This is a genomic window from Streptomyces sp. NBC_00045, assembly GCF_045041095.1.
In the GTDB taxonomy this organism is placed as follows: Bacteria; Actinomycetota; Actinomycetes; order Streptomycetales; family Streptomycetaceae; genus Streptomyces.
The window spans coordinates 6046776-6069449 of sequence record NZ_CP108271.1; the positions used below are offsets into that span (position 1 = coordinate 6046776).

14 protein-coding genes and 1 pseudogene are annotated in these 22674 nt (G+C 72.1%); 8 read left to right on the plus strand and 7 right to left on the minus strand.

The genetic code is table 11. The features are described 5' to 3' along the window. Positions 1-176 precede the first annotated feature (176 nt). The 4 genes from OHA65_RS28270 to OHA65_RS28285 are packed head-to-tail and all read left to right on the plus strand — an operon-like array spanning position 177 to position 8375. Positions 177-1739 carry a TIGR02677 family protein gene (locus tag OHA65_RS28270; RefSeq protein ID WP_405763446.1) on the plus strand — a complete coding sequence of 521 codons (1563 nt, stop codon included), beginning with the start codon at positions 177-179 and terminating at the stop codon, positions 1737-1739. After that, positions 1739-2986, plus strand: a complete 1248-nt coding sequence (locus OHA65_RS28275) for a TIGR02678 family protein (protein WP_405762646.1) — start codon at positions 1739-1741, stop codon at positions 2984-2986. Before OHA65_RS28270 ends, OHA65_RS28275 begins: the two co-directional genes overlap by 1 nt. After that, positions 2983-7143: a TIGR02680 family protein gene (locus tag OHA65_RS28280; RefSeq protein ID WP_405762648.1), complete on the plus strand. Its 4161-nt coding sequence runs from the start codon at positions 2983-2985 to the stop codon at positions 7141-7143. The genes OHA65_RS28275 and OHA65_RS28280 overlap by 4 nt, the downstream gene beginning before the upstream one ends. Next, entirely contained in the window at positions 7140-8375 is a 1236-nt protein-coding gene (locus tag OHA65_RS28285) for a TIGR02679 family protein (protein ID WP_329314779.1), read from the plus strand. The genes OHA65_RS28280 and OHA65_RS28285 overlap by 4 nt, the downstream gene beginning before the upstream one ends. On the opposite strand, the pseudogene OHA65_RS28290 reads toward OHA65_RS28285, so the two are convergent. The 7 genes and pseudogenes from OHA65_RS28290 to rfbB form a co-directional block, all read right to left on the minus strand. Further along, positions 8305-9044: pseudogene (locus OHA65_RS28290) on the minus strand (chorismate synthase). The gene OHA65_RS28285 and the pseudogene OHA65_RS28290 overlap by 71 nt on opposite strands. Then, positions 9026-10357, minus strand: a complete 1332-nt coding sequence (locus OHA65_RS28295) for an MFS transporter (protein WP_327278997.1) — start codon at positions 10355-10357, stop codon at positions 9026-9028. The pseudogene OHA65_RS28290 and the gene OHA65_RS28295 overlap by 19 nt, the downstream one beginning before the upstream one ends. Beyond that, positions 10354-11226, minus strand: coding sequence for a glucose-1-phosphate thymidylyltransferase RfbA (rfbA, locus tag OHA65_RS28300; RefSeq protein ID WP_329314781.1), 873 nt, complete (start codon positions 11224-11226; stop codon positions 10354-10356). Before rfbA (OHA65_RS28300) ends, OHA65_RS28295 begins: the two co-directional genes overlap by 4 nt. A 238-nt stretch (positions 11227-11464) precedes the next feature. Beyond that, on the minus strand, positions 11465-13159 hold the full coding sequence (locus tag OHA65_RS28305) for a 3-deoxy-7-phosphoheptulonate synthase (protein WP_327278999.1): 1695 nt from the start codon (positions 13157-13159) through the stop codon (positions 11465-11467). Between the two features lie 71 nt (positions 13160-13230). Beyond that, complete coding sequence (locus OHA65_RS28310) at positions 13231-14496, minus strand: hypothetical protein (RefSeq protein ID WP_327279000.1); 1266 nt, start codon at positions 14494-14496, stop codon at positions 13231-13233. A gap of 150 nt (positions 14497-14646) precedes the next feature. Next, on the minus strand, positions 14647-15516 hold the full coding sequence (gene rfbA, locus OHA65_RS28315) for a glucose-1-phosphate thymidylyltransferase RfbA (RefSeq protein ID WP_327279001.1): 870 nt from the start codon (positions 15514-15516) through the stop codon (positions 14647-14649). Between the two features lie 76 nt (positions 15517-15592). Further along, entirely contained in the window at positions 15593-16609 is a 1017-nt protein-coding gene (rfbB, locus tag OHA65_RS28320) for a dTDP-glucose 4,6-dehydratase (RefSeq protein WP_328764047.1), read from the minus strand. Positions 16610-17035: 426 nt separating this feature from the next. On the opposite strand from rfbB, the gene OHA65_RS28325 reads away from it, so the two are divergent. From OHA65_RS28325 to OHA65_RS28340, 4 genes are all read left to right on the plus strand, one after another. Beyond that, positions 17036-17977, plus strand: coding sequence for a DapH/DapD/GlmU-related protein (locus tag OHA65_RS28325; protein WP_371645040.1), 942 nt, complete (start codon positions 17036-17038; stop codon positions 17975-17977). A 143-nt stretch (positions 17978-18120) separates the two neighbouring features. Further along, the gene (locus OHA65_RS28330; protein WP_327279003.1) at positions 18121-20325 is read left to right on the plus strand and encodes a prenyltransferase/squalene oxidase repeat-containing protein; all 2205 of its coding nucleotides are present in this window, start codon (positions 18121-18123) and stop codon (positions 20323-20325) included. Beyond that, positions 20322-21563, plus strand: a complete 1242-nt coding sequence (locus OHA65_RS28335; protein ID WP_327279004.1) for an MFS transporter — start codon at positions 20322-20324, stop codon at positions 21561-21563. The genes OHA65_RS28330 and OHA65_RS28335 overlap by 4 nt, the downstream gene beginning before the upstream one ends. Continuing rightward, positions 21560-22486, plus strand: a complete 927-nt coding sequence (locus tag OHA65_RS28340) for an NADP-dependent oxidoreductase (RefSeq protein ID WP_371645044.1) — start codon at positions 21560-21562, stop codon at positions 22484-22486. The genes OHA65_RS28335 and OHA65_RS28340 overlap by 4 nt, the downstream gene beginning before the upstream one ends. Positions 22487-22674 lie beyond the last annotated feature (188 nt).

Sequence of the window (22674 nt, forward strand, 5' to 3'; positions counted from 1 at the left end):
AGGCCGGGAGAACCTCTGGGTGTAAAACGTCAGTTCACTCGCTAAAACGGCTAAATCGCCCTTTGGTGTGTCTGGTGCTCAGGGCAGCGACACGATCGGGACCGATATGAATCGGCCAAGTACTTGAGTCCCTGCCGATCATGGACGACGCTCCAGGAGGATGGCGGGCAATGGACATGACTTCTCCGCAGGCGGAGGGCCCACCCGACGCGTATGGGCCCTTCGCGCATCTCACCGCTCCGAACGTGCTGCTCTATCGGGCGGTGATGCGGGCCTTCCTCGTCGCCAAGGAGCGGTTCGCCGTGCATCTGCGGCCCGAGGACGTGCACGCGGGGCTGGCCTCCGAGAGCCGGCCGACTGAGCTCGACGCCGTGGTCAAGGCGCTCGACAGCCTGGTGAGCTGGGGGAACCTGCGGGCCGACCCGGACACCGGGCGGGTCACCGCAGTCGAGGACTTCTACCGCAAGCGGTTCATCTACCAGCTCACGCGGGAGGGCGAGGCTGCGGAAGAGGCCCTGTCCGCGTACGACGAGGCGCTCGGGCGGCGGGGCGCGCTGCAGGCCGTTGCGCTGCACGACATCGTGACGCAGCTGCGGGCCCTGCTCGTGCTGGCGTCCGAGGAGGAGCCCGATCCGGCCAAGACGCATCTGGCGCTGGACGCGCTCGCGAGTCGTTTCGGTGCGCTCGCCGACAATGCGCGGGCCTTCATGGGCTCCCTCCAGCGGACCATCGACCTCCATGACGTGGGGGAGGAGGTCTTCCTCGCCTACAAGGACCAGCTCATCCATTACCTGGAGCGGTTCATCCAGGACCTGATCACCCTCGGCGGGCGCATCGCCCGGCTGATCCTGGAGTTGGAGGAGGGCGGCAGCATCGAGCTGCTGTTGCGGGCCGCGGCCGCGCGTGAGGCGGCGGACGCCACCCCGCAAGAGGCGGCGTACGCGGGGCAGGCCGCGTACGAGCGGTGGGCCGGCCGGTGGGCAGGGCTCGCGGCCTGGTTCCTCAGCCGGGACGGCCGGGAGTCACAGGCCCGGCTGCTGCGCGGCCGAGCACTGGGCGCGATCCCGCAGCTGCTGGCCGTCGTACGGTCGCTGAACGAGCGCCGGGCCGGGCGTTCGGACCGCTCCGCCGACTTCCGCACCCTCGCGCGCTGGTTCGCCGAAGCGCCCGACGACGACGCCCGGCACCGGCTGTGGCGCACCGCCTTCGGGCTGTACCCGGCCCGGCACCTGACCGTGGATGCCGAGACGCTGGCCGCCCGCCACGCCCGTCCCGAGCCCGCGGGAACCGCGTGGGCCGATGCCGCGCCGTTGCGGATCAGCCCGCAGCTGCGCCGCACGGGAAGCTACGAGCGGCGCGGCAAACCCCGCAGGGTCGAGGACCGGCAGGAGGCGCGCCGGCTGCTCGCCGAGACGGCCGCCAAGCAGGCCGCCGAGACAGCGGCCGCCCGGGCTCGGCTCGTCACGCACGGCATCACCAGGCTGTCCGGACTCGGCGAGCTCGACCCCCTCAGCTTCCGGCTCTTCCTCCAGCTCCTCGGCGACGCGCTGGCCACCTGGCGGCCCGGTATGACGCACACCGCGGCCACCAGCGGCGACGGATCCATGGAGATCCGGCTCACCGCACCGACCGACGGGTCCACGGCCGAGGTCCGCACACCGGACGGAAACTTCCGCGGCCCGGACCACACCATCGAGATCATCGACCTCACAGGGGAAGAAGGAGGGGGCGGAGCGTGATGACGACACCGCTCGCCGAAGTACTCGACGGGCAGCACGCCGCCGAGCGGCGCAAGGCCGCCCGTGCCCTGCTCAAGCAGCCCCTGCTGCTCGCGCACGGCGCGTACGCCGACGAGTTCCGCCTCGTCCGGCGGCACGTCTCCGAGCTGCGCGAGTGGTTCGACCGCAACACCGGCTGGTCCCTCCAGGTCGACGCCGAGACCGCCCGGCTGGGCAAGATCCCCGGTGTGCTCGACGATGCCACGCACCCGGCGCGCGAGGTCACCCGTAGCGCCGTCCCCTTCAACCGCCGCCGGTACGTCCTGCTCTGCCTCGCCCTCGCCGCCCTCGAACGCGGAGAGGCGCAGATCGCGTTGGGCCGCCTCGCCGACCAGATCGTGCTGGACGCCAAGGACCCCCAGCTGGCCGCGGCGGGCATCCAGTTCACCCTGGACCGCCGTGACGAGCGGCTCGACCTGGCCGCGGTCGTACGGATCCTGCTCCACCTCGGAGTCCTGCGGCGCGTCGCCGGTGACGAGGACGCGTACGTCAGTGGAGCAGGCGACGTCCTGTACGACGTCGAACGGCGGGTCCTCGCAGGGCTGCTCGCCACCCGCCGGGGACCTTCCACCGTCCGTGCCGAAACGCTGGAGGCCCGGCTCGGCGAGCTCGCCGCGGAAACAGCCCTCGACAGCGACGAACTGCGCTTCCGCGCCATGCGCCGCTCGCTGACCCGGCGGCTGCTCGACGACCCCGTCCTCTACTACGACGAGCTCACCGATGCCGAACTCGGCTACCTCACGCGCCAGCGCGGCTTCCTCACCGCCCGCATCAACGAACTGACCGGGCTGGTCGCCGAAGTGCGGGCCGAAGGCATCGCCATGGTCGACCCCGAGGACGACCTCACCGACGTCCGGATGCCGGAATCAGGTACCCGCGGCCACGTCACCCTCCTGCTCGCCGAGTACCTCACGGCGGTCGCAGGCCTGGTCGTCCCCATGGCCGACCTGGAGCGCCGCGTTGTCGAACTGGCGGCCGAGCACGGCGGATTCTGGTCCAAATCTGCCCGTGAACCCGGAGCCGAGGCCGACTTGGCCGAGCAGGCCGTCGCCCGGCTGGCCGCACTCGGCCTGGTCGCCCGTACCGCTGACGGGGTCGTGCCGCGCCCGGCGCTCGCCCGCTACGCCGTCGGAGAGACCGTCGTACTCGAACCCCGTACAGCCGGCGCCGCGCAGGTGCCCGCGCAGCGAAAGGCATACCGGCCTTGACCCCCCGTCCCGCACCCCCCGCCCCTGCGCGCCCTCGCTGGCAGCCCCTGAGGATCGGTCTCGTCGACCTCTTCCACTACGACGTGGAGGAGTTCCACTTCCGTGACGGTCGGCTGCTGCTCCGGGGGAACAACGGCACCGGCAAGTCCAAAGTGCTGGCCCTGACCCTGCCCTTCCTCCTCGACGGGGACCTCAGCGCCCGTCGAGTGGAACCGGACGGGGACGCTGGCAAGCGGATGGAGTGGAACCTCCTGCTCGGCGGTGAGCACCCGCACTCCGAACGCCTCGGCTACACCTGGGTGGAGTTCGGCCGCCGTGATGCAGTGAGCGGCGAGGAGCAGTTCCGTACGCTCCTGTGCGGGCTCAAGGCCGTCAGCGGGCGCGGTATCGCCCGGCACTGGTGGGCGGTGACCGGGCAGCGGATCGACCACGGCCCGGCCGACGTACGCGCGGCCGGGACACTGAGCCTGCTCGACGCCACCGGCACCGTCCTGTCGCGGGACCGGCTCATCGAGGCGGTCGCCGGGCAGGGGATGGTCTTCGACCAGGCCAAGGCTTACCGCCGGGCCGTCGACGAAGCGCTGTTCGGCCTAGGGGAGCAGCGCTACGCAGCCCTCGTGGACCTGCTCATTCAGCTGCGTCAGCCCCAGCTGTCCAAGCGTCCCAACGAGGCCGCCCTCTCCCGCGCCCTCACCGAGGCCCTTCCCCCGATGGATCAGGCCGTCATCGCGGATGTGGCCGAGGCCTTCCGCTCACTGGACGAGGAGAAGGAGGAGCTGCGGGCAGCCGGGGCTGCCGAACGGGCGGCCTCCGTGTTCCTCGACCACTACCGGCGCTACGCCCGCGCGGCCTCCCGCCGACGGGCCCGCCTCCCGCGCAGCGAGCACTCGAAGTACGAGCAGCTGCTGCGCGACCTCGCCGAGGCACAGGGTGAGAAGACCGCGGCGGAGGAGGACCGGGCGGCCGCGGAGGAGCGTGTCGCCGCGCTCACCGAGACCCGGGCGAGGCTGGAGGCGGCCGACGCAGCCCTGCGCGAGGGCCCGGAGATGCGCAGTGCCCGCGAACTGGAGCGGGCCGCGCAGGCGTTGGACCGGGCGGTGAGCGACCGTGCCCGCTCGCGCGACGACCGGGAGAAGGCCTCGATCCAGCACACAAAGGCGCTCGGCCGCCTCGGTGCCGCGGAGAACCGGCTCAGGGTCGCCCGGGAGCAGTCCGGGGACACGCTGCTCCGGGCCCGGGAGACGGCTGCGGCAGCCCGGCTGACCCTTCCCGGAGATGAGGGACAGGCAGTAGCCGACCTGCGGGCAGCGGTGGCCGAAGCGACCGGCCGAAGGCACCGCACCCTCACACATGTGGAGGCGCTCGCCGAGCAGGCCGAGGCGGCGGCGGCCGGGCGCCGGGCCGCTGTACTCCGGCTCGATGAGACGGAGAGCGAGCTGGCGCACGCAGCCGAGACCCTGGACACGGCCGAGGAGACGGCGCAGGCCGCGGGACGGGCTCTGGTCGATGCCGTACGCGAGCACGCGGGCCGGTGCGGGGAGCTGGCGTACGCCGACCCGGCCGGACTCCTGGACGAGCTCCAGGAGTGGACCCAGCGCCAGGACGGCCCCTACCCGGCGCGCCGCCGCGCCTCGGAAGCACACAGCGCCACCGCAGCGCTACTCGCCGACCAGGCGGCGCGATCAGCGCAACATCGAGCCGACCTGACCGCCCGGACCCGCGACGCCGAACAGGAACTCGCCGGGCTGGAGTCCGGCGGTCGACGCGGGCCGCAGGTCCCGCACACCCGGACCCCCGGCCTGCGGGACCAGGCGCCCGGTGCCCCTCTGTGGCGGCTGATCGACTTCCGGGAAGAGGTCACGGGCCCCGACCGTGCCGGGCTGGAGGCGGCCCTGGAGGCATCCGGGTTGCTTGACGCGTGGGTGCGCCCCGACGGAGCGACACTCGCCGCGGACGGTCATGACGTACTCCTCGCCCCGAACACCGGACCGGTCGAGGGAGCGTCGCTCGCCGACGTACTGCGCCCGGCCGTGGACCACGGCGACGTGCAGGCGGCACAGGTCGGTGTGGAGGCCGTGGCCCGGCTGCTGGAGGCGATCGGCCTCGGCGGGGCTTCCGGGGACACGGCGCCGGCCGACGATGTACCGGGCGCCGGTGCGTCGGGTACCGGGGCCATGGACGACACCTGGGTAGCGCTGGACGGACGACACCGCGTCGGCGTCCTCACCGGCCGTTGGGCCAAACCCGCCGCCGAGTACATCGGAGAGGGCGCCCGGGAAGCCGCGAGGCGGACACGGATCGCAACCCTGCGGGCTGAACTCCTGCTCCTCCACAAGGAGTCGATCGACGCCGCCGCGCAGGCGCAGGCTCTGGCGACCCGCCGTCGTACGCTCGACACCGAGCTGGCTTCCGTGCCCGACGACGCGTCCCTGATCCGAGCACACGCCGACGCAGCGGCTGCCGCCGACACCGTGCGCCGGACCCGGACCCGGCGCGACGAGCGGGCCGCGGAGGTGACGGCCGCAGCCGAGCGGGCCGAGTCGGCCGCCGCAGACCTCAAGGAGACGGCAGCCGATCTGGGGTTGCCCCCGGACCGGTCGGCGCTGGCCGCCGTACGGCAGGCCCTCGCCGAACTCGACGTCGTCCTGGCCGGACTCTGGCCCGCGCTCCGCGAGCGGAGCGAGGCGTCCCGGCAGGCGGACGACGAACGCGAAGAGGCAGCCCGGGCAGAAGAGCGGACCGTCGAACTCGCCGTTCGCGCGGACGAGGCCGCCCGTGAGGCTGCGGCCGCGGACGAGCGGCTGGCCACATTGCGGTTGACCGTCGGCGCCGCCGTCGCAGAGCTGGAGCGGCTGCTCGCGGAGACCGCAGAAGCCCTGCGCGGTTGTGCCTCCGACCAGCAGCGCACCCAGGAGCAGCACACGGAGGCGGACCGACGGGCCAGCCGGGCGGAGGGCAGCATCGCACAGCTGGAGAAGGCCGTCACCGAAGCTGCCGCGGCGCGCTCCGAGGCCATCGCTGCGCTCCAGCGCTTCACTGCCACGGGGCTGATCGCCGTCGCGCTTCCCGACCTCGCCGTACCGGCCGCAGGCGAGGGCCCGTGGGCGGCCACCCCGGCCATCGCCCTGGCCCGCGCCCTCGAATCGGAGCTGTCGACGACGGACGACTCGGACGGTGCTTGGGAACGTGTACAGCGGCGTCTGAGCGAGGAGTTCAAAACCCTCCAGGACGCGCTGTCGCGGCACGGCAACACCGCCTCGGCCCGCATGGTCGAGGACGGAATGATCGTCGACGTCGTCTACCAGGGCCGTGAGCGGGCCGTACCCGAACTCGCCGAGGCACTGGCGATCGAGGTCGGCGAACTCACCCGCATCCTCTCCGCACGCGAGCGTGAAATCCTCGAAACCCACCTCATCACCGAAGTGGCAGGCACCCTCCAGGAGCTGATCGCCGCCGCCGAGCGGCAGGTGCTGGCCATGAACACCGAGTTGGAGGAGCGGCCCACTTCCACCGGTATGAGGCTCCGCCTGGTGTGGCGGCCTTCCCGCAAGGCCCCGGTCGGCCTTGCCCAGGCCCGTGGCCGCCTGCTCCAGACCGCTGACGCCTGGACGGCCGAAGACCGGGCCGCAGTCGGTGAGTTCCTGCAGACGCAGATCGCCCGCCAGCAGACCGAGGATGCGGCGGGCAGCTGGCTGGAGCACCTCACCGCCGCCCTCGACTACCGCTCCTGGCACGAGTTCGCCGTCGAACGCCAGCAGCACGGCCGATGGGTACCCGCCACGGGACCCGCCTCCGGAGGCGAACGCGTCCTGGCCGTGTCCGTTCCCTTGTTCGCCGCTGCCTCCTCGCACTACGCGAGCGCGGGCAGCCCTTACGCGCCACGCCTGGTGACCTTGGACGAGGCGTTCGCGGGGGTGGACGACGACTCGCGTGCCAAGTGCCTCGGCCTCCTTCACGCCTTCGACCTGGATGTGGTCATGACCAGCGAGCGGGAGTGGGCCTGCTATCCGCAGGTGCCGGGCATCGCCATCGCCCAGCTCGCCCGCATCGACGAGGTGGCCGCTGTCCTGGTCACCCGCTGGGAGTGGGACGGCACGGCCCGCACGCGCCGCGAGGACCCGGTGCGTCCGGCGGACCCGGAGACCCTGTGGGCGTGAGCGGTCCGCCGGTGGACGAAGCGCGCCTGCGCCGCCTGCTCGGTGGCGCCGACTTGGCCTGGCTGCTGGAGCGGGCACGCCGACGGCTGGAGCGCGGGCAGCCACTCACCGGGGCGGTCTCGCTGGCAACGCCTAGCGCGGCCGAGCGGGCAGCGGCCGAGAGACTGCTGGGCCGGACGCCGGGTGCCGGGAGGGCGCTGACGGTCCGGCTCGACGCGGTGGACGCCGTGCTGGTCAGATCGGGCATCAGCCCAGAAGGCCTGGAGGCGGCCGTGACGGTGCTCACCGGGCGGGTCGTCCCTTTCGACGAGGTCCGCAGAAGCGAGGATCACGCCTGGGGGGAGGCCTACGCGCCCCTCACTCGGCTGGCCGAAGAGCTTCCGGCGCACGCCGCTTGGGCCGTCCGGGTTCGTGATGACGGCCTCGTGCGTCGTCTCGCCCGTACTCCCGCCGCCGCCCGTCTGCTGTTGGAGCAGACCGTCCGCGTACTGCGGGAGCTACCTGTCGAACCAGCACGTTCGCTGCCGGTGTTCGCCGCGGACATTCTGGGAAGTGCCCACGCGCTCGACGACGGCACGCCGGTGGCCACCCTCGCCCTCTCCGGTGCCCGAGCTCTGACCGGTCACCCCGACGGAACGGGAGCGGCTTGGAGACGGGCCGCATGGGCTTCCGCCGGCCTGCTCCGGGACGACGTCTCCTCGACGGTGCTCACTCTCAACCTCCGTGGGACTGCGGCCCTGGACTGGATGGCCGACATGGGTGAGCCGTGCGTACTCACCCTCCGTCAGCTCGCCCACCGTCCGCCGCGGACGGCACCGCCCGTGGTCCACATCTGTGAGAATCCTGCAGTCCTCTCGGCCGCGGCGGACAACCACGGGCCGGGTGCCCGACCGCTGGTCTGTGTCCAGGGCCAGCCCTCGGCCGCCGCGCTGACCCTCCTCGCTTCTCTGCACGAGCTCGGTACTGCTTTCCGGTACCACGGCGACTTCGACTGGGGCGGTCTACGCATCGCCACAACGCTGTTGGGGCACGTGCCCTGGCGGCCCTGGCGCTACACCGCCGACGACTACCGCGAGGCGGTGACCACAGCTGGACCTGATCTGCGCCCGTTGGACGGGAAACCGGCGCTGTCACCCTGGGACCCGGACCTGGCACTCGCTCTTAGCGAGCACGCCTTGCGCGTCGAGGAGGAGGCAGTCCTGGATGTGCTGCTGACGGACCTCGCGGGGTGAGGACTCGCTCCCGCGAGCCTCGCCACTCCGAGTTGCCGACCGTGACCGCCACTGGTGAGCCGAGGGACAGGCCGTGGCGGACGCCGCCCAGGAGCGTGACCTCGTCCTGTTCGAACCTCATCCGGGCGCCGCGGCCGTGACCGAGCCGGCGCACGGCGAGTTCGGCGGCCACCAGGGAGGTGGTCACGGGGACGCAGGCGGGGAGGCCTTCCAGCGTGGCCACCAGAGCCGGGCCGTGCGACTCACCGGCGGTCAGCCAGCGCAGCCACTGCTCCACCAGGGCCCGGACGTCCCCCAGGCCGGTGTCCCGGCCGAACGGGGCCGCGCCCGCCCGGCACAGCTTGATGCCGTTGTACCGGGCCGGGTCGTGGGAGGCGGTGAACATGGCCCCCGGCAGGCCGAGTTGCCCCGACGCGAAGTACAGCTGGTCCGTCGAGCACAGGCCGATCAGGACGGTGTCCGCGCCGCGGGCCGCCGCGACGTGCGCGAACGCCCTCGACAGGCCGGGCGACGACGGGCGCACGTCGTGGCCGACCACGATCTGTCGGCGCCCGTGACCTCGACGAACGCGGCTCCGAACAGTTCGGCGAGGCGCTCGTCCCACTCGTCCGGGACGACGCCGCGCACGTCGTAGGCCTTGACGATCCGGTCTAGATGCCCGAGCGGCATGGGGTCCTCCCTGCGAGGTGGATCGCCAGCGCGCCGATCAGGCCGGCCGCGGCGAAGGTGACGAAGGCCCACTGCTGTGCGCCGTGGGCGACCACGGCCCCGCCCAGTGCGGGGCCCACGACCGCGCCGAGGCGGCCGATTCCGGTGGCCCAGCCCAGGCCGGCGGAGACCTGCGCGGACGGGTAGAGGGCGGGGACGGTGGCGTAGACCATGACCTGGGCGCTGAACAGCCAGATGCCGGTGAACGCGACGATCACGTACGTGACGGGGAGCGGCAGCCGTTGGGTGAGCAGCAGGGCGCCGGCCGCTGTCAGCAGGAACCAGACGGCCGAGACGCGGGCGGCTCCGAACCGGGTGGCGACGGCGCCCGCGATCAGCATGCCGACGATTCCGCCCGCGTTGATGACGAGGAGGAAGGCGACCGAGGACGTGGGGCCGTATCCGGCGGCCCGCATGAGCTGGGGCAGCCAGGTGTTCACGCCGTAGACGAGCAGCAGTCCGCAGAAGGATGCGGCCCACAGCAGCGGGGTGGCCTTGCGGCCGGTGCCGCGGAGCAGGGCCAGGGCAGTGTTCCAGCGGGCCCGGGCTCCGGCTGCCGGCGCCGTCGTGGCGTGCGGGGGCCGCAGCCCGTAGCGGCGGGCCAGCTTCCGGGCCTCGGCCGTGCGCCCCTTGGCCAGCAGGACGGCCGGGGACTCGGGCAACAGCCACAGCAGCAGCGGTACGGCCACCAGCGCGGGCACGACCCCCGCCCAGAACACCGAGCGCCAGCCGCTGTCGGCCGCCAGGGTGAGGCTCAGAACGGTCGCGAGCATGCCGCCGACGTGGTAGGAGGTCATCAGCGCGCCGGCGGTCAGGGCGGCGCGGGCGCCCGGCGCGAACTCCATCACCACGTTCAGGCAGATGGGCATGACCCCGCCGAGGCCCAGGCCGGTGATGAACCGCCCCAGTCCGAAGGCCTCGACTCCGTGGGCGGCGGCGCACAGCGCCGAGCCGGCCGAGAACAGCAGGGTGCCACCGACGATCATCGGCCGGCGGCCGGTCCAGTCGGTGAGGTTGCCCGCGGCCAGGGCACCGATGAGCATGCCGAAGGTGGTCCAGCTGCCGACGGTCCCGGCGGTGGCGGAGGTCAGGCCCAGTCCGGGGTCGGCGAGCATCCGGGGCATCACCGCCCCGTACACGTTGACGTCCATGCCGTCGAAGAGGACGACCAGCCAGCACAGGGCCAGCACGACGAGGGGACGACGGCGGGCAGGGCGGTGGCCCGCGGCGACGGCGGCCCGTGGCGGCCGGCTCAGGGTCCGAGCGGTGGTCATGCGGCGCCCGCCAGTTCCAGGACGTACCGGCCGTAGCTGGTGGAGGGGGACAGGCCGGCGCCGAGGACGGCGAGCTGCTCGGCGTTGATGTAGCCCATGTGGTAGGCGACTTCCTCCACGCAGGAGATGCGGATGCCCTGGCGCTTCTCCAGCAGCTGCACGAAGAGGGAGGCTTCGAGGAGGCTGTCGTGGGTGCCGGTGTCGAACCAGGCGGACCCGCGTCCGAGGTTGACCAGGCGGGCCCGGCCCTGCTCCACGTAGCGGAGGTTGAGGTCGGTGATCTCCAGCTCCTGGCGGGCCGAGGGCGCGAGGCGGGCAGCGTGGTCCAGGGCGTCGTTGTCGTAGAGGTAGAGGCCGGTGACGGCGAGGTTGGAGCGGGGGGCGGTGGGTTTCTCCTCCAGGGTGAGGATGTTGCCCGCCTCGTCGACGGTGGCCACGCCGTAGCGCTCGGGGTCGCTGACGGGGTAGCCGAAGAGGGTGCAGCCGTCGAGGCGGGCGGCTTCGTCGCGGAGCATGTCGGGCAGGCGGTGCCCGTAGAAGATGTTGTCCCCGAGGATCAGGCAGACCTGTTCGTCCCCGACGAACTCGCGGCCGATCAGCAGGGCTTCGGCCAGGCCCTTGGGCTGGTCCTGGACGGCGTACTCCAGGCGGATGCCGAGCCGGCCGCCGTCGCCGAGAAGGGAGCGGTAGACGTCGAGGTGTTCGGGAGTGGAGATGATCAGGATCTCCCGGATTCCGGTCTGCATCAGCACCGAGAGCGGGTAGTAGATCATCGGCTTGTCGTAGACCGGCAGCAGCTGCTTGGAGTGGACGCTGGTCAGCGGGCGGAGCCGGGTGCCGGAGCCTCCGGCGAGGATGATTCCGCGCATGGGCGCGCGCCTTTCTGAGTCGGGGCGGGCCGCCTCGGGCGGCCGTCGCGGTGGCGGTGAGCGACTGCCACTACCGGCTGTTCCTGTGGTACCGGGCGACGGTCCACGGATCCCGTGATGGGGCCGGGCGGGGCGGGGACGGGACGCCGTGCGCGGCGGCGTCCCGTCCCCGCCCCGCCGTACCGGGCCGAATGCTCTCCGTGGAGCAGAGAGCTTCGGCGTCGTACCCGGCGGCCGCTCAGGCGGTCAGGCTGAGGGCGGGGGTGGTGGTGACGAGGAGGGTGGCGATCAGGTCGGCCAGATGGAGGGACTGGGACGGGTTCAGACGGGGGTCGCAGGAGGTGTGGTAGCGGCGTCCGAGCCAGGTGTCATCGATGTCCACGTCCACGCACTCGGTGACGTCGTCTCCGGAGAGCTCCAAGTGGACGCCACCGGGGAGAGTGCCGGTCTCCCCACAGGCGGCGAAGAAGCCGCGCAGTTCCTCCTCGATCGCCCGCATGGTGCGGGTCTTGATCCCACCCGGGCTGGTGACCCCGTTGCCGTGCATGGGGTCGCTGACGAAGCGGTCGGCCAGGCCTGCCGCGGCGGCTGCGGTGAGCAGTTCCCGGGCACGCTCGTGGGCCAGTGCCCGGCCCATCCGGAGGATGAAGGTGAGCCGGCCGGGGAGGTTGTCCGGGTTGAGGACCGCGTGCAGGGAGAGGAGTTCGTCGGGGGTGCAACCGGGGCCGATCTTGACTGCGATCGGGTTGGCGACGCCGGAGGCGAACTCGATGTGCGGGCCGGTGAGGGACCGGGTGCGTTCACCGATCCACAGCAGGTGACCGGAGTGGGCCCAGCGGGCGCCGTCGTCGGGTGAGATGCGGGTCTGCGGGAGTTCGTAGTCGAGGAGCAGGGCCTCGTGGGAGGTGTAGATCCCCGATCCGGACAGGAAGGAGAGGGTCTTGGCCGACTCGCGGTAGGCGCGCAGCAGGTTGCTCGGGTCGGGGGTGCGGGCCGCCTCGGTGTAGGCGGCGGCGTTGACGGCGTCCCCGAGGTAGGAGGGGAGGGAGGCGTCGCCGCGCCGCTCGACGGGTGACGAGCGCGGCTTGGCGTACTGACCGGCGATCCGGCCGAGGGTGACGACCCGTGCACCGGAGCCCTGGCTGATCCGCTCGGACATGGCGCGCAGCAGGTCGACACGGTTGCGCACGGAGCGGGGGGTGTTGTCGGCGAAGGTCTCGGCGCAGTCACCGCCCTGAAGGAGGAAGGCCGGGCCGGCGAGTTCCGTCCGCAGGGCGCGGGCCTCCGCCATCGGGACGAGCGGGTCGGCGTGGGCGAGGACCTGTCGGACGCGGGCCGTTTCCCGGGGGTCGGGCCACCGCGGCTGGTGGTCGGCGAGCGCGACGCGGGACCCGGTCGCGGTCTCGGCCCGGGCCTCGGCCTCGGTCGTGGTGGTCACGAAGCGGGGATTGAAGACCTCGTGCACGAGGACCGTGGCGTGGTTGGAGAAGGCGATCTCGTAGGCGCGGCCGGGCGAGCCGGCCGGAAGCAGGCCGAAGCGTTCGGTGGTGAGGCCGGTGGCGAGGATCCTGCGGCGCTCGTACAGGCCCCGGCTCCGCGTGTGCAGGCCGAACGGGGTGTTGCCGCTGGGTATGACGCGGGGGGCGTCGACACTGCGGAAGGTGATCAGGTTCTCGCTGATCACGGCGCCCGTGCGGTCGCGCAGGCGGGAACGGCGGATCCGCAGGTCCGTGTGGGGGCTGGAGCCGAAGACGTCGGAGAGGTGACCGGGGGTCCGCAGCGTGGCCGGGTCGGGGCCCGGCAGCACCTCGGCGGTGAGCGGGGAGTCCACGAGCGATTGCAGCAGCACGGTCGTGGAGCCTTCGTTGCGCAGCATCATGCGGGTCGCCGACGGCAGCGCGGGGGGCTCGGCGAATTCGGGGTACGCGGACAATCGAAACACCTTTGCATCGGTGATGGTCATCGTGGCGTGGACGTGGTGGTACGTGCGGACCGGTCGGTGGGTCAGGCTGCTTCGGCGGGCCCCTGGTGGGCGCCGGCCTCGGCCACTACCTGGCCGATCAGTTTTGCGGCGGCCTCGGCTCCGTTGCCGGTCGGCGCGATGGCCCGGGACGCTTCGGCGGTACGGGCGCGGAAGGTCTCCGGTTCGTCGAAGGCCGCGCGCAGGATGGTGAGCAGGGTTTCGGCGTCGGGCTCGGTGGCCGTGGTGTAGCCGAGGTGGTCGAGCCGGGCCATGGCTTCCCGCTCGTGGTACTCGTCCCGTCCGCTGAGCACGTAGGCGACCGGGGCGCCCATGACCGCGAGCTCGGTGACCGAGAGCCAACCGGGGGGCGAGAGGATGACCTTGGAGTGCTTGACCAGGGAGTGCCAGTCGGCGACGTAGTCGACGAGGACCACGCCGTCGAGCTCTTCGGTGAACGTCTGTCGGCCGATCACGACGAGTCGGGCCGTCGGGTGGTCGACGCGCAGCTTCTCGAAGGCGGTGAGGTACCCGTCGAGCAGCCGTTCCTTGTTCTCGGTGAACATGGTGGTGCCGCCGAAACCGACGATGGCGTACTCGGCGCCGTCGAGGCCGAAGCGGGCGTCGATCTCGGCGCGGGGCGCGGGGTCGGCGGCGCAGTCATCACGGACGATCGGGCCGACGACGTGGCCGTTGCCGGCTGCCAGGGCGGCGAACACCGGGGTGTCTCGGTCGAGTTCGGGCACGCAGGGCTTGTCGGTGAGGACGGCGCGGGCCCGACGGGTCACCCATGCGAAGAGGGTGGTCAGCGATGTTCGAATGGCGTCGACCTCGTCGGGGTCGTCCAGAACGAAGCCGGCTTCCAGGAGGGTGGCGTTGTCGATCTGGCCGAGGGTGAAGTCGTATCGCTCCGTGACCAGGACGTAGGGGACGCCGGAGATCTCGGCGGCCAGGCACGCGGCGACGTTGTAGTCACTGACGACGACATCGGGTCGGACGGCGCCGATCAGCGCGATCGCGGCGAGCATCCGGTCGCCGCTGATGAACGTGCGGTTGAGGTAGCCGGTGACGTACGACGTCCAGTCGAAGCTTCGGGCGAGCTGCGAGGTGTTGGCGTGGTCCTGCTGATCGGAGGCGGTGTGCACGTGCACGCCGAGAGCCTCGAACATCGGGGTGAACAGGGCGCTCTTGGAACCGAGGTACACGTGCTGCTCCGCGCCGGGGAACAGCGCGTGCACCTTCGCGGCCACCGCGAGGGCCCGCATGTTGTGGCCGGTGCCGGTCTCGGCCGGCAGGTGGAGGACCTTCATCTGTGGCACCTTTCGAGGTGGGTACGGGCGGGTTCGGCCTGCTGGGCGGGACCCGGCAGGCGGAACCGGACCCGGCGGCAGGCCCGCGCCCTGACTGCGGGACGGCGACGCGGGGGAGTGGAGGGGCGGAGCGAGATCCGGTCGGCTGGCTCAGGCGTTCGCCAGCTCCATCACGTACTGCCCGTAGCCGGACGAGGGGGAGAGCTCTTTGCCGAGCAGGGCCAGCTGCTCGCGGTCGATGTAGCCCATCCGGTAGGCGACCTCCTCCAGACAGGAGATCCGGATGCCCTGGCGCTTCTCCAGCACCTGTACGAACATCGCGGCCTCCAGGAGGCTGTCGTGGGTGCCGGTGTCGAACCAGGCGGACCCGCGTCCGAGGTTGACCAGGCGGGCCCGGTCCTCGCGGACGTAGGTGAGGTTGAGGTCGGTGATCTCCAGCTCGCCGCGGTCGGAGGGGGTGAGCCCGGCGGCCCGGCGCACCGCGTCGCCGTCGTACATGTACAGACCGGTGACGGCGAGGTTGGAGCGGGGGGCGGTGGGCTTCTCCTCCAGGGTGAGGATGTTGCCCGCCTCGTCGACGGTGGCCACGCCGTAGCGCTCGGGGTCGCTGACGGGGTAGCCGAAGAGGGTGCAGCCGTCGAGGCGGGCGGCTTCGTCGCGGAGCATGTCGGGCAGGCGGTGCCCGTAGAAGATGTTGTCCCCGAGGATGAGGCAGACGTCCTGTCCGTCGGCGAACGGGCCGCCGAGGACGAGGGCTTCGGCGATGCCGCCCGGCCGCGGCTGCACGGTGTAGGAGAGCGAGACGCCGAGGCGTTCGCCGTCACCGAGGAGCGCCCGGTAGCTGTCGATGTGCTCGGGAGACGAGATGAGAAGGATCTCGGTGATTCCGGCCTGCATGAGCACGGACAGCGGGTAGTAGATCATCGGCTTGTCGTAGACCGGCAGCAACTGCTTGGAGTGCACGCTGGTGAGCGGGCGCAGGCGGGTGCCGGAGCCGCCGGCGAGGATGATGCCGCGCATGGTTCCCCCTTGGGGCGCTTGGCGCAGGGCGCCGGTGCGCTGGGCGCCGGGCCTTGGACGGATGGTGGGACGGGCGTCAGCCGGCGTCGGTGCTCGTGCTCGTGACGCCAGCGCGGACACCGGGTGTGGCCAAGAGGAGGGGGCGCCACCAGTCGGTGTGCTCCCGGTACCAGGCGATGGTCTCGGCGAGGCCGTCTTCGAAGGCGACCTCGGGTCGGTAGCCGAGGGCGCGCAGCTTGGAGTCGTCCAGGGCGTAGCGGCGGTCGTGGCCCTTGCGGTCGGCGACCGGGCGGACTGCGGACCAGTCGGCACCACAGGCGTCGAGGATCAGTTCGGTGAGACGACGGTTGTTCAGTTCCCGGCCGCCGCCGATGTTGTAGACCTCTCCCGATTCGCCCTTGGCGAGGACGAGGTCGATGCCCCGGCAGTGGTCGTCGACGTGGAGCCAGTCGCGGACGTTGAGGCCGTCGCCGTACAGCGGCACCGATCCGCCTTGCAGGAGGGTGGTGACGAAGAGCGGGATGACCTTCTCGGGGAACTGGTACGGGCCGTAGTTGTTGCTGCAGCGCGTGATGGAGAGGTTCAGCCCGTGGGTCCGCGTGTAGGCCAGGGCGAGCAGGTCGGCACCCGCCTTGGCGGCCGCGTAGGGCGAGTTGGGGGCCAGGGGCCACTCCTCGGTCCAGGCGCCCTCGTCGATGGATCCGTAGACCTCGTCCGTGGAGATGTGGACGAACCGCGGCAGGTTGGCGGTCCGCGCGGCGTCCAACAGGTTCTGGGTGCCGAGGACGTTGGTACGGACGAACTCGGCCGGGTCCTGGATGGAACGGTCGACGTGGGTCTCGGCGGCGAAGTTGACCACCGCGTCCACGTCGGCGAGCAGCTTCGGGACGAGGTCCGGGTCGGCGATGTCGCCCTCGACGAACCGCAGCCCGGGATGGTCCGCCACCGGGGCCAGGTTGGCGAGGTTGCCCGCGTACGTCAGCTTGTCGAGCACGGTCACGCGGTCCACCGCGAGGTCCGACCGGCCGTCGAGAAGCCTTCTCACATAATTTCCGCCGATGAAACCAGCGCCACCGGTCACCAATACGTGCATGAAAATGTATCCGCCCTTCGACGGTGTCACTCGATATTCCGCGGCGCATGGCGCCGTCCGGAGAAATGAGGAAGGAAGAGGGAACGGAACGATATCGCCTATTCGGCGAACCCCCGTTGCCTCCGTGCACTCCTGGCCTGGACGCAGTTGCGGCCTGGAGGCGGTGTCCAAAGATCGTAGAACATCGAACATCCCTGCGCAACACTATACTAGCCAATGCCGAGGTCAGCGGGGCGTGGCAGTGATCACGTGCAAGGCAATGGCTTCGTCAAGTTCGCACCTGGGAGGCAGAAGCGGAATTCAGCATTCCCCCAAGGGGGGTCGATGCGAAAGGGTTTCGAACTTGAGGAACCATGCGGGAAAGGGTGGACAGAAACTCCGAAGGCGGGTTGCGGAGCTGGCCGCGGAACACTAGTTTCCGACTACATGGAACATTCCCTGGCGCCGTCGGCGCTCATAGAGGGCCATACCGATGTGGCGCCCGGAACGACCGTCGGGCCCGGCACTTGGATCCGGTTCGGCACCTCGCTGAGCGGGTCCGCGCTCGCGGGCGGGGTCTTCGTCGGCTTCCGCTGCCGGCTGGACGGGGTCCGCGTGGCGGGAGGTTGTCAGATCGCCTCGCTGGCTCGGATCGGACGCCCGGGCGCCGCCCCCGTCGCGATCGGGGCCGGTGCCTGGATCGGTGCGCGGGCCGTGGTGGAACCCGGGGTCCGCATCGGCCCCGGGGCCGTCGTTGCCGCAGGGGCGCACGCCGTCGAGGACGTCCCCGCCGATGCGATCGTCGTGGGCCGCCCGGCGCGCGTGCTGCGCCGACGCGAGGTGGTGCAGGACGAGGCGCCCGATTTCACTGCCATCATCGACCGGGTCCGGGCCCGCGGCGACGCCGGGCGGGTGCCCCTGCCCGCCCATTGGACCTCGGACGGAGGTGGTTTCCTCGATGCGGCCCTCTCCGGCGGCCCCGGCGTGCGCCTGGGCGCAGGGGTGATCGCCATGGGCCGCCCCGACGGGCCGTCACCGCGCGGGGGCGTACGCGTCGGTGCGCACGTCCGGATCGGGGCCGGGGCGATCCTTGAGGGGTCCGGCGGCATCGACATCGGGTCGGAGGCGGACCTGGGCGACGGCGTCCTGGTCGTCTCCAGCGGCCACGACCTGAGCCGTCGCTCCCTGCCCTGGCAGGACGGGCCGGTCCGGGTCGGTGCGGGCGTCGTGATCGGCGCGGGAGCGACGATCGTCGGCCCCTGCCGGCTCGGCGACGGGGCGATCGTCGCCCCTGACTCCGTCGTCGTCGGCGACGTGCCCGCCGGCGGCTTCACCGCCGGAGTGATCTCCACCGCGAGCCCGGCCCGCCAGGCCCTGTCGCGCTCCTGACACCCCTGCTCGCCCCAACTCCCTTTCCCTCCTATGCCGTCGCATCGCGACTTCTGCTACGCTCCCCATACTTCGAACTTCTTCGAATAACGAAATTTGGGAGCGGGCGCCCGACCCACGCGCTCCGGATCCAAAGGAACCCGATGACCAGTCCTCCTTCTCTCCGCACGTTCGTCCGGGATCACGTCCTGGACGAAGGGGCCCGCGTCCCGGCCGTCCTCGGCCGCGACTCCGCCGACGTGATCACCCCCGACCGCACCCTGCGGGACGCCGCCCTGGCCCTCCTGACCCTCCCCGCCCCGGACGAAACCGACCTCACGCGCCGACTCCTCGGCGCCCTGCGGGAGTTCACGGACCCGGACCTGCCGGGCTTCCGCGAGTTGCTCGACGTCACCGGCGCACCCCACCCGATCGGCGACGTCCGCACCCCCTCCGTGCAGGCACTCGCCGCCTGGGCCCTGCACCGGGCCGGGACGCTGACCGGTGACGAAACTCTGCTCACCGAGGCCGAGAGTCAGCTGGACCACGTCGTCGGGGCGGTCCTCGCCCACGACTGGCCGGCCCGGCTGGACCGATCCGCGACCGCCGTCCTGGACGAGTCCGGCCCGCTGGCGGAGACCGCCGTGCTGGTCCTGGCCGCCGACGCCCTGACCCCGGCCACCGGTTCGGCCTTCCTCGACGCAGCGGCCGACCGGCTGGACCGCTACGTTCACGGCGACGCCGTCTGGGACCTGCTGACCCCTCGCGGGGTGCCGGACACGCTCCGAGGCCACCGCACCGGACCGGCCGCCCTGGCGGCCCTGGCCTGGGCGGCGCTCCACCGGCGCGGTCGTGCCGGCGCCGCGGACCGGGCCCGCCGGACCCTGGCCCACGTCCACGGCCACCACCAGCACGTCGGCACCGGTGGCTACTGGGACCGCAGCTCCGCCGACTCGGTGGTGCGCGTCGACGCGGTCGCCGCCCTGCACGGCCGCCCCGACTCGCCGTTCCCCGCGAAGTTCGTCGCCGACCACGCCCTCCTCGCCCTGGCTGCGCGGACCGTCGCCGCGTTCGACGACGTGGACGCGGAGGGCGGACCGGTCCTGAAGGCCCTCGCCGAGGAGGCCGAAGCCGAGCTGGAACGCAACACCGACCCCGTGGCGGGCGGTGTCTTCCACGGCCAGGGCAGCTGGTTCTCCACCCCTGTCGACCCGACGGTCCCGCTCGCCCGGCACGTCATGGTGCCCCCGCGCACCACCGGCTCGTTCGCCGTCGGCAACACCACGTACGTCCCCTTCCACGGCAAGCACGCCCGCACCCAGCTGCTGGCCCTGGCCGCACTCGGCGACCGGGTGGTCACCCCCCGCCCCGCGCCGGAGCTCGTCGAGCGTCCGGAGCCGGACCCGTTCGACAACGACCTGGGACACGTCACCACCGGGCGGCTGTCCGAGGGGCTCATCGACATCGAGCACTACCTGCGCTGGCTGCGCTCCACCGCCTCCGGCCTGGGCTACGGCCTCACCCCGTACCGGTCCCCGCTGGGCCTGCGCTCCGACCGCACCGCGCAGACCTTCTCGGTGCTCCACGTGGTGTCCGACCTGCTCGCCCTCGGCGAGCCGGTGCCCAACACTCCCGGTGTGCTCACCGGTGTCTTCGCCACGCAGAACCCGGACGGCGGCTTCGGCGAACAACCCGCCCTGCCCTCCGAGACGTTCACCACCTACTGCGCGGTGCTGACGGCCGTCGTGCTGGGGGGCGCTGACCACCCCGACTTCGACCGGGACGCCTGCGTGGCCTTCCTGCGGTCCTGCCAGCGCCCGGAAGGCGGGTTCGGCAACGCGCCCGGCTTCCCCTGCGACGCCTGGCACTCCCACCTCGCCACCCTGACCCTCGTCGCCCTGGGCGCCCGCCCCGAGCGGGAGGACGACCTGGTGGCCTACCTGCTCGCATGCCGCAACCCGGACGGCGGCTACGGCAACCGTCCCGGCTCCCCGTCCGACACCTTCGCGACCTTCCGTGCGGTCGGCGCCCTGATCGCGCTCGGCCTGCGCCCGCCGCACTCCGACGAAACCGTCGTCTGGCTGCGCAGCCTGCAGACCGAGACCGGCGGTTTCCGCTACCGGACGGACGGCGCGGAGAGCTTCGTCGGCTCTTACCACGCCATCGGCGGGCTCTACATGCTGGGCGCCCTGCCGACCGACACCGAGGCCTGCGTCCGGTGGATCACCGTCCGCCAGAGCGCCGACGGAGGTTTCTCCCGCGCCCCCGGCGCCCCCTCGGAGACCACCGACGAGGGATTCATCGCGGTACAGGCACTGCACATGCTCGAAGGGAAACTCAACCGCTCCTGGGCGGTGATGATGACATGACCACCACCTCGCCAGTCTCCTCCTCCACCGCCGGCGCGACGTCGGCGCAGCCTCCGGCCGCCCGCTCGTCACGGACCGTCGCCTTCCTCGCGTTCGCCACGATGTTCGTCATCGGGACGGACACCTTCCTCGTCGCACCCCTACTGCCGACCCTGACCGACGCCTTCGACGTCTCCCCCGACATCTCGGGCTGGATGGTCAGCGCCTACGCCCTGGGGTACGCCGTCTTCGCCCTGATCGCCGGGCCGATCTCGGACGGGCGGGACCGGCGCCGGGTGTTGCTGACCGGACTGACCGGGTTCATCGTCATGACGGCGCTGTGCGGGTTCGCACAGGGGTTCTGGACGATGATCCTCTTCCGGTTCCTCGCCGGCGTGAGCGCCGCGTTCGTCTCCCCCCAGATCTGGGCGTCCATCCCGGTGCTGGTGAAGCCCCAGGAAATCGTCCGGACCATGGGCTTCGCCACTGCGGGGCTGTCCATCGCCCAGTTCGCGGGCATCCCGCTCGGCAGCTGGCTCGCCGCAGGCTCCTGGCACCTGCCCTTCTGGGCCATCGGCGGCCTCTCGGTGGCGCTGTGGCTGCTGCTCGCCCGCCTCTTCCCGTCGGTCCCGGGCCGGCCCGGGGCCGGCAGCGGGGCCAAGGCCATCCTCGGCACGTACAAAACGGTGCTGGGCGCCGGCCGACTGCGCTGGTACCTGCTGGGCTACCTCGTCTTCCAGACCGGCAACTTCGAGGCGATCTCCTTCCTCGGTTCCTGGTTCACCAAGGACTTCGGGCTGAACGTCTCCTCCGTCGGCACCGCGATGATGGCGGTCGGCGCGGGCAACGTGATCGGCTCCCTGTTCGGCAGCCGGCTCATCGCGCGCCTGGGCCTATACCGGTCCTTGCTGACCGGCGTGCTGACCATGGGCGTCCTGTACTGCCTGGTCCCGCTCGCCCCGAACCTGGGGGTCGCGCTGACGCTGCTCGCCCTGGTGATGATGGTCGGCGGGTGCGTCTTCCCGGTCTTCATGAGCATCCTGCAGTCGCAGACCGAGACCGCCCGGGGCACCGTCTCCTCCCTCTCCAACTCGGCGATGTACGTGGGCACCACCGTCGGCGGCGCCGTCGGAGGGGTGCTCCTCGGCAACGTCACGGGGTTCTGGGGCGTGGCCGGGTTCACCGTCGCCGCCTACCTGCTCTCGCTCGCCGTGTACGCGGCGGCCGGCGCCTTCCGGAAGCGGGAGGCGGGCGCGTGAGCACCGCGGTCCTCTTCGACCGGTACGGGGACCCCGGGGTCCTGTACCCGGCCGAGGTACCCGACCCCGTGGCCGGGCCCGGTCAGGTCGTGGTCCGGCACACCGCGATCGGGGTCAACCCGATCGACTGGAAGATCCTCTCCGGTGAGGTCCGCGAGCACGTCCCGATGGACCTGCCCGGCGGCTGCCTCGGCGTCGAGGCTGCGGGCGTGGTCGTGGAGGTCGGCGCCGGGGTGCGCCGCTTCCGCGTCGGCGACCCCGTCATCCGGCACGGCCGGCCCGGCGCGTTCCGGGAGTACGAAGCCGTGGCGGCCTCGCAAGAGGCCGACGAACTCACCCTCCGCCCCGACCGGTTCCCCGACGAACAGGCCGCCGTCCTGCCGGTGGCCGCCGGCACCGCGTACTCGGCCCTGCGACGGGTGGGGCTGCGGCCCGGGGAACGGCTGCTGGTGCACGGCGCCTCCGGCGGCGTGGGCCTGGCCGTGGTGCAGCTCGCCCTGCTGCTGGGCGCGGGCGAGGTCGTCGGGACGGCCTCGCCCGCCCGGCACGACCTGGTCCGCGCCGTGGGGGCGACCCCGGTCGCGTACGGGGAGGGGCTGTCGCAACGACTCACGGAGCTGGGGCCGTTCCACGCCTCGGTCGACTGCGCGGGCGGGCCGGAGCCCACCGAGACGGCCGTCCGACTCGTCCCGGGCTCCTCCCGCCGGGTCACGATCGTCCCGGACACGGCGGCCCATGGGCGCGGGGTCCCGTTCCTGGAACACTTCCCGCTGGAGCTGGCCAGCACCCTGGACCTGATCGGCGCGGCCCCGTTCGAGCTGCCCGTGGCCGCCCGGTACCCGCTGGAGCAGGCCGGCGAGGCGCTCGCGCACTCCCTGCGGGGCGGCGTCGGAGGGAAGATCGTGCTCGTGCCCGGCGGGTGAACCCGTGATCGGGCCCCGGGGCCGAGTGTCCGGCTCCGGGCCCGTGATCGGGCCCGAGGGCCGAGTGCCCGGCTCCGCGGCGCGGGCCGACGGGCTCCGAGACCCCAAGGCCCCTCCCCCGGCGGGCCATGTTCTTCTATCATCGTAGAACGTTGAATCTGTCGGGCCTGGAGGTACCCGCCCGGAAG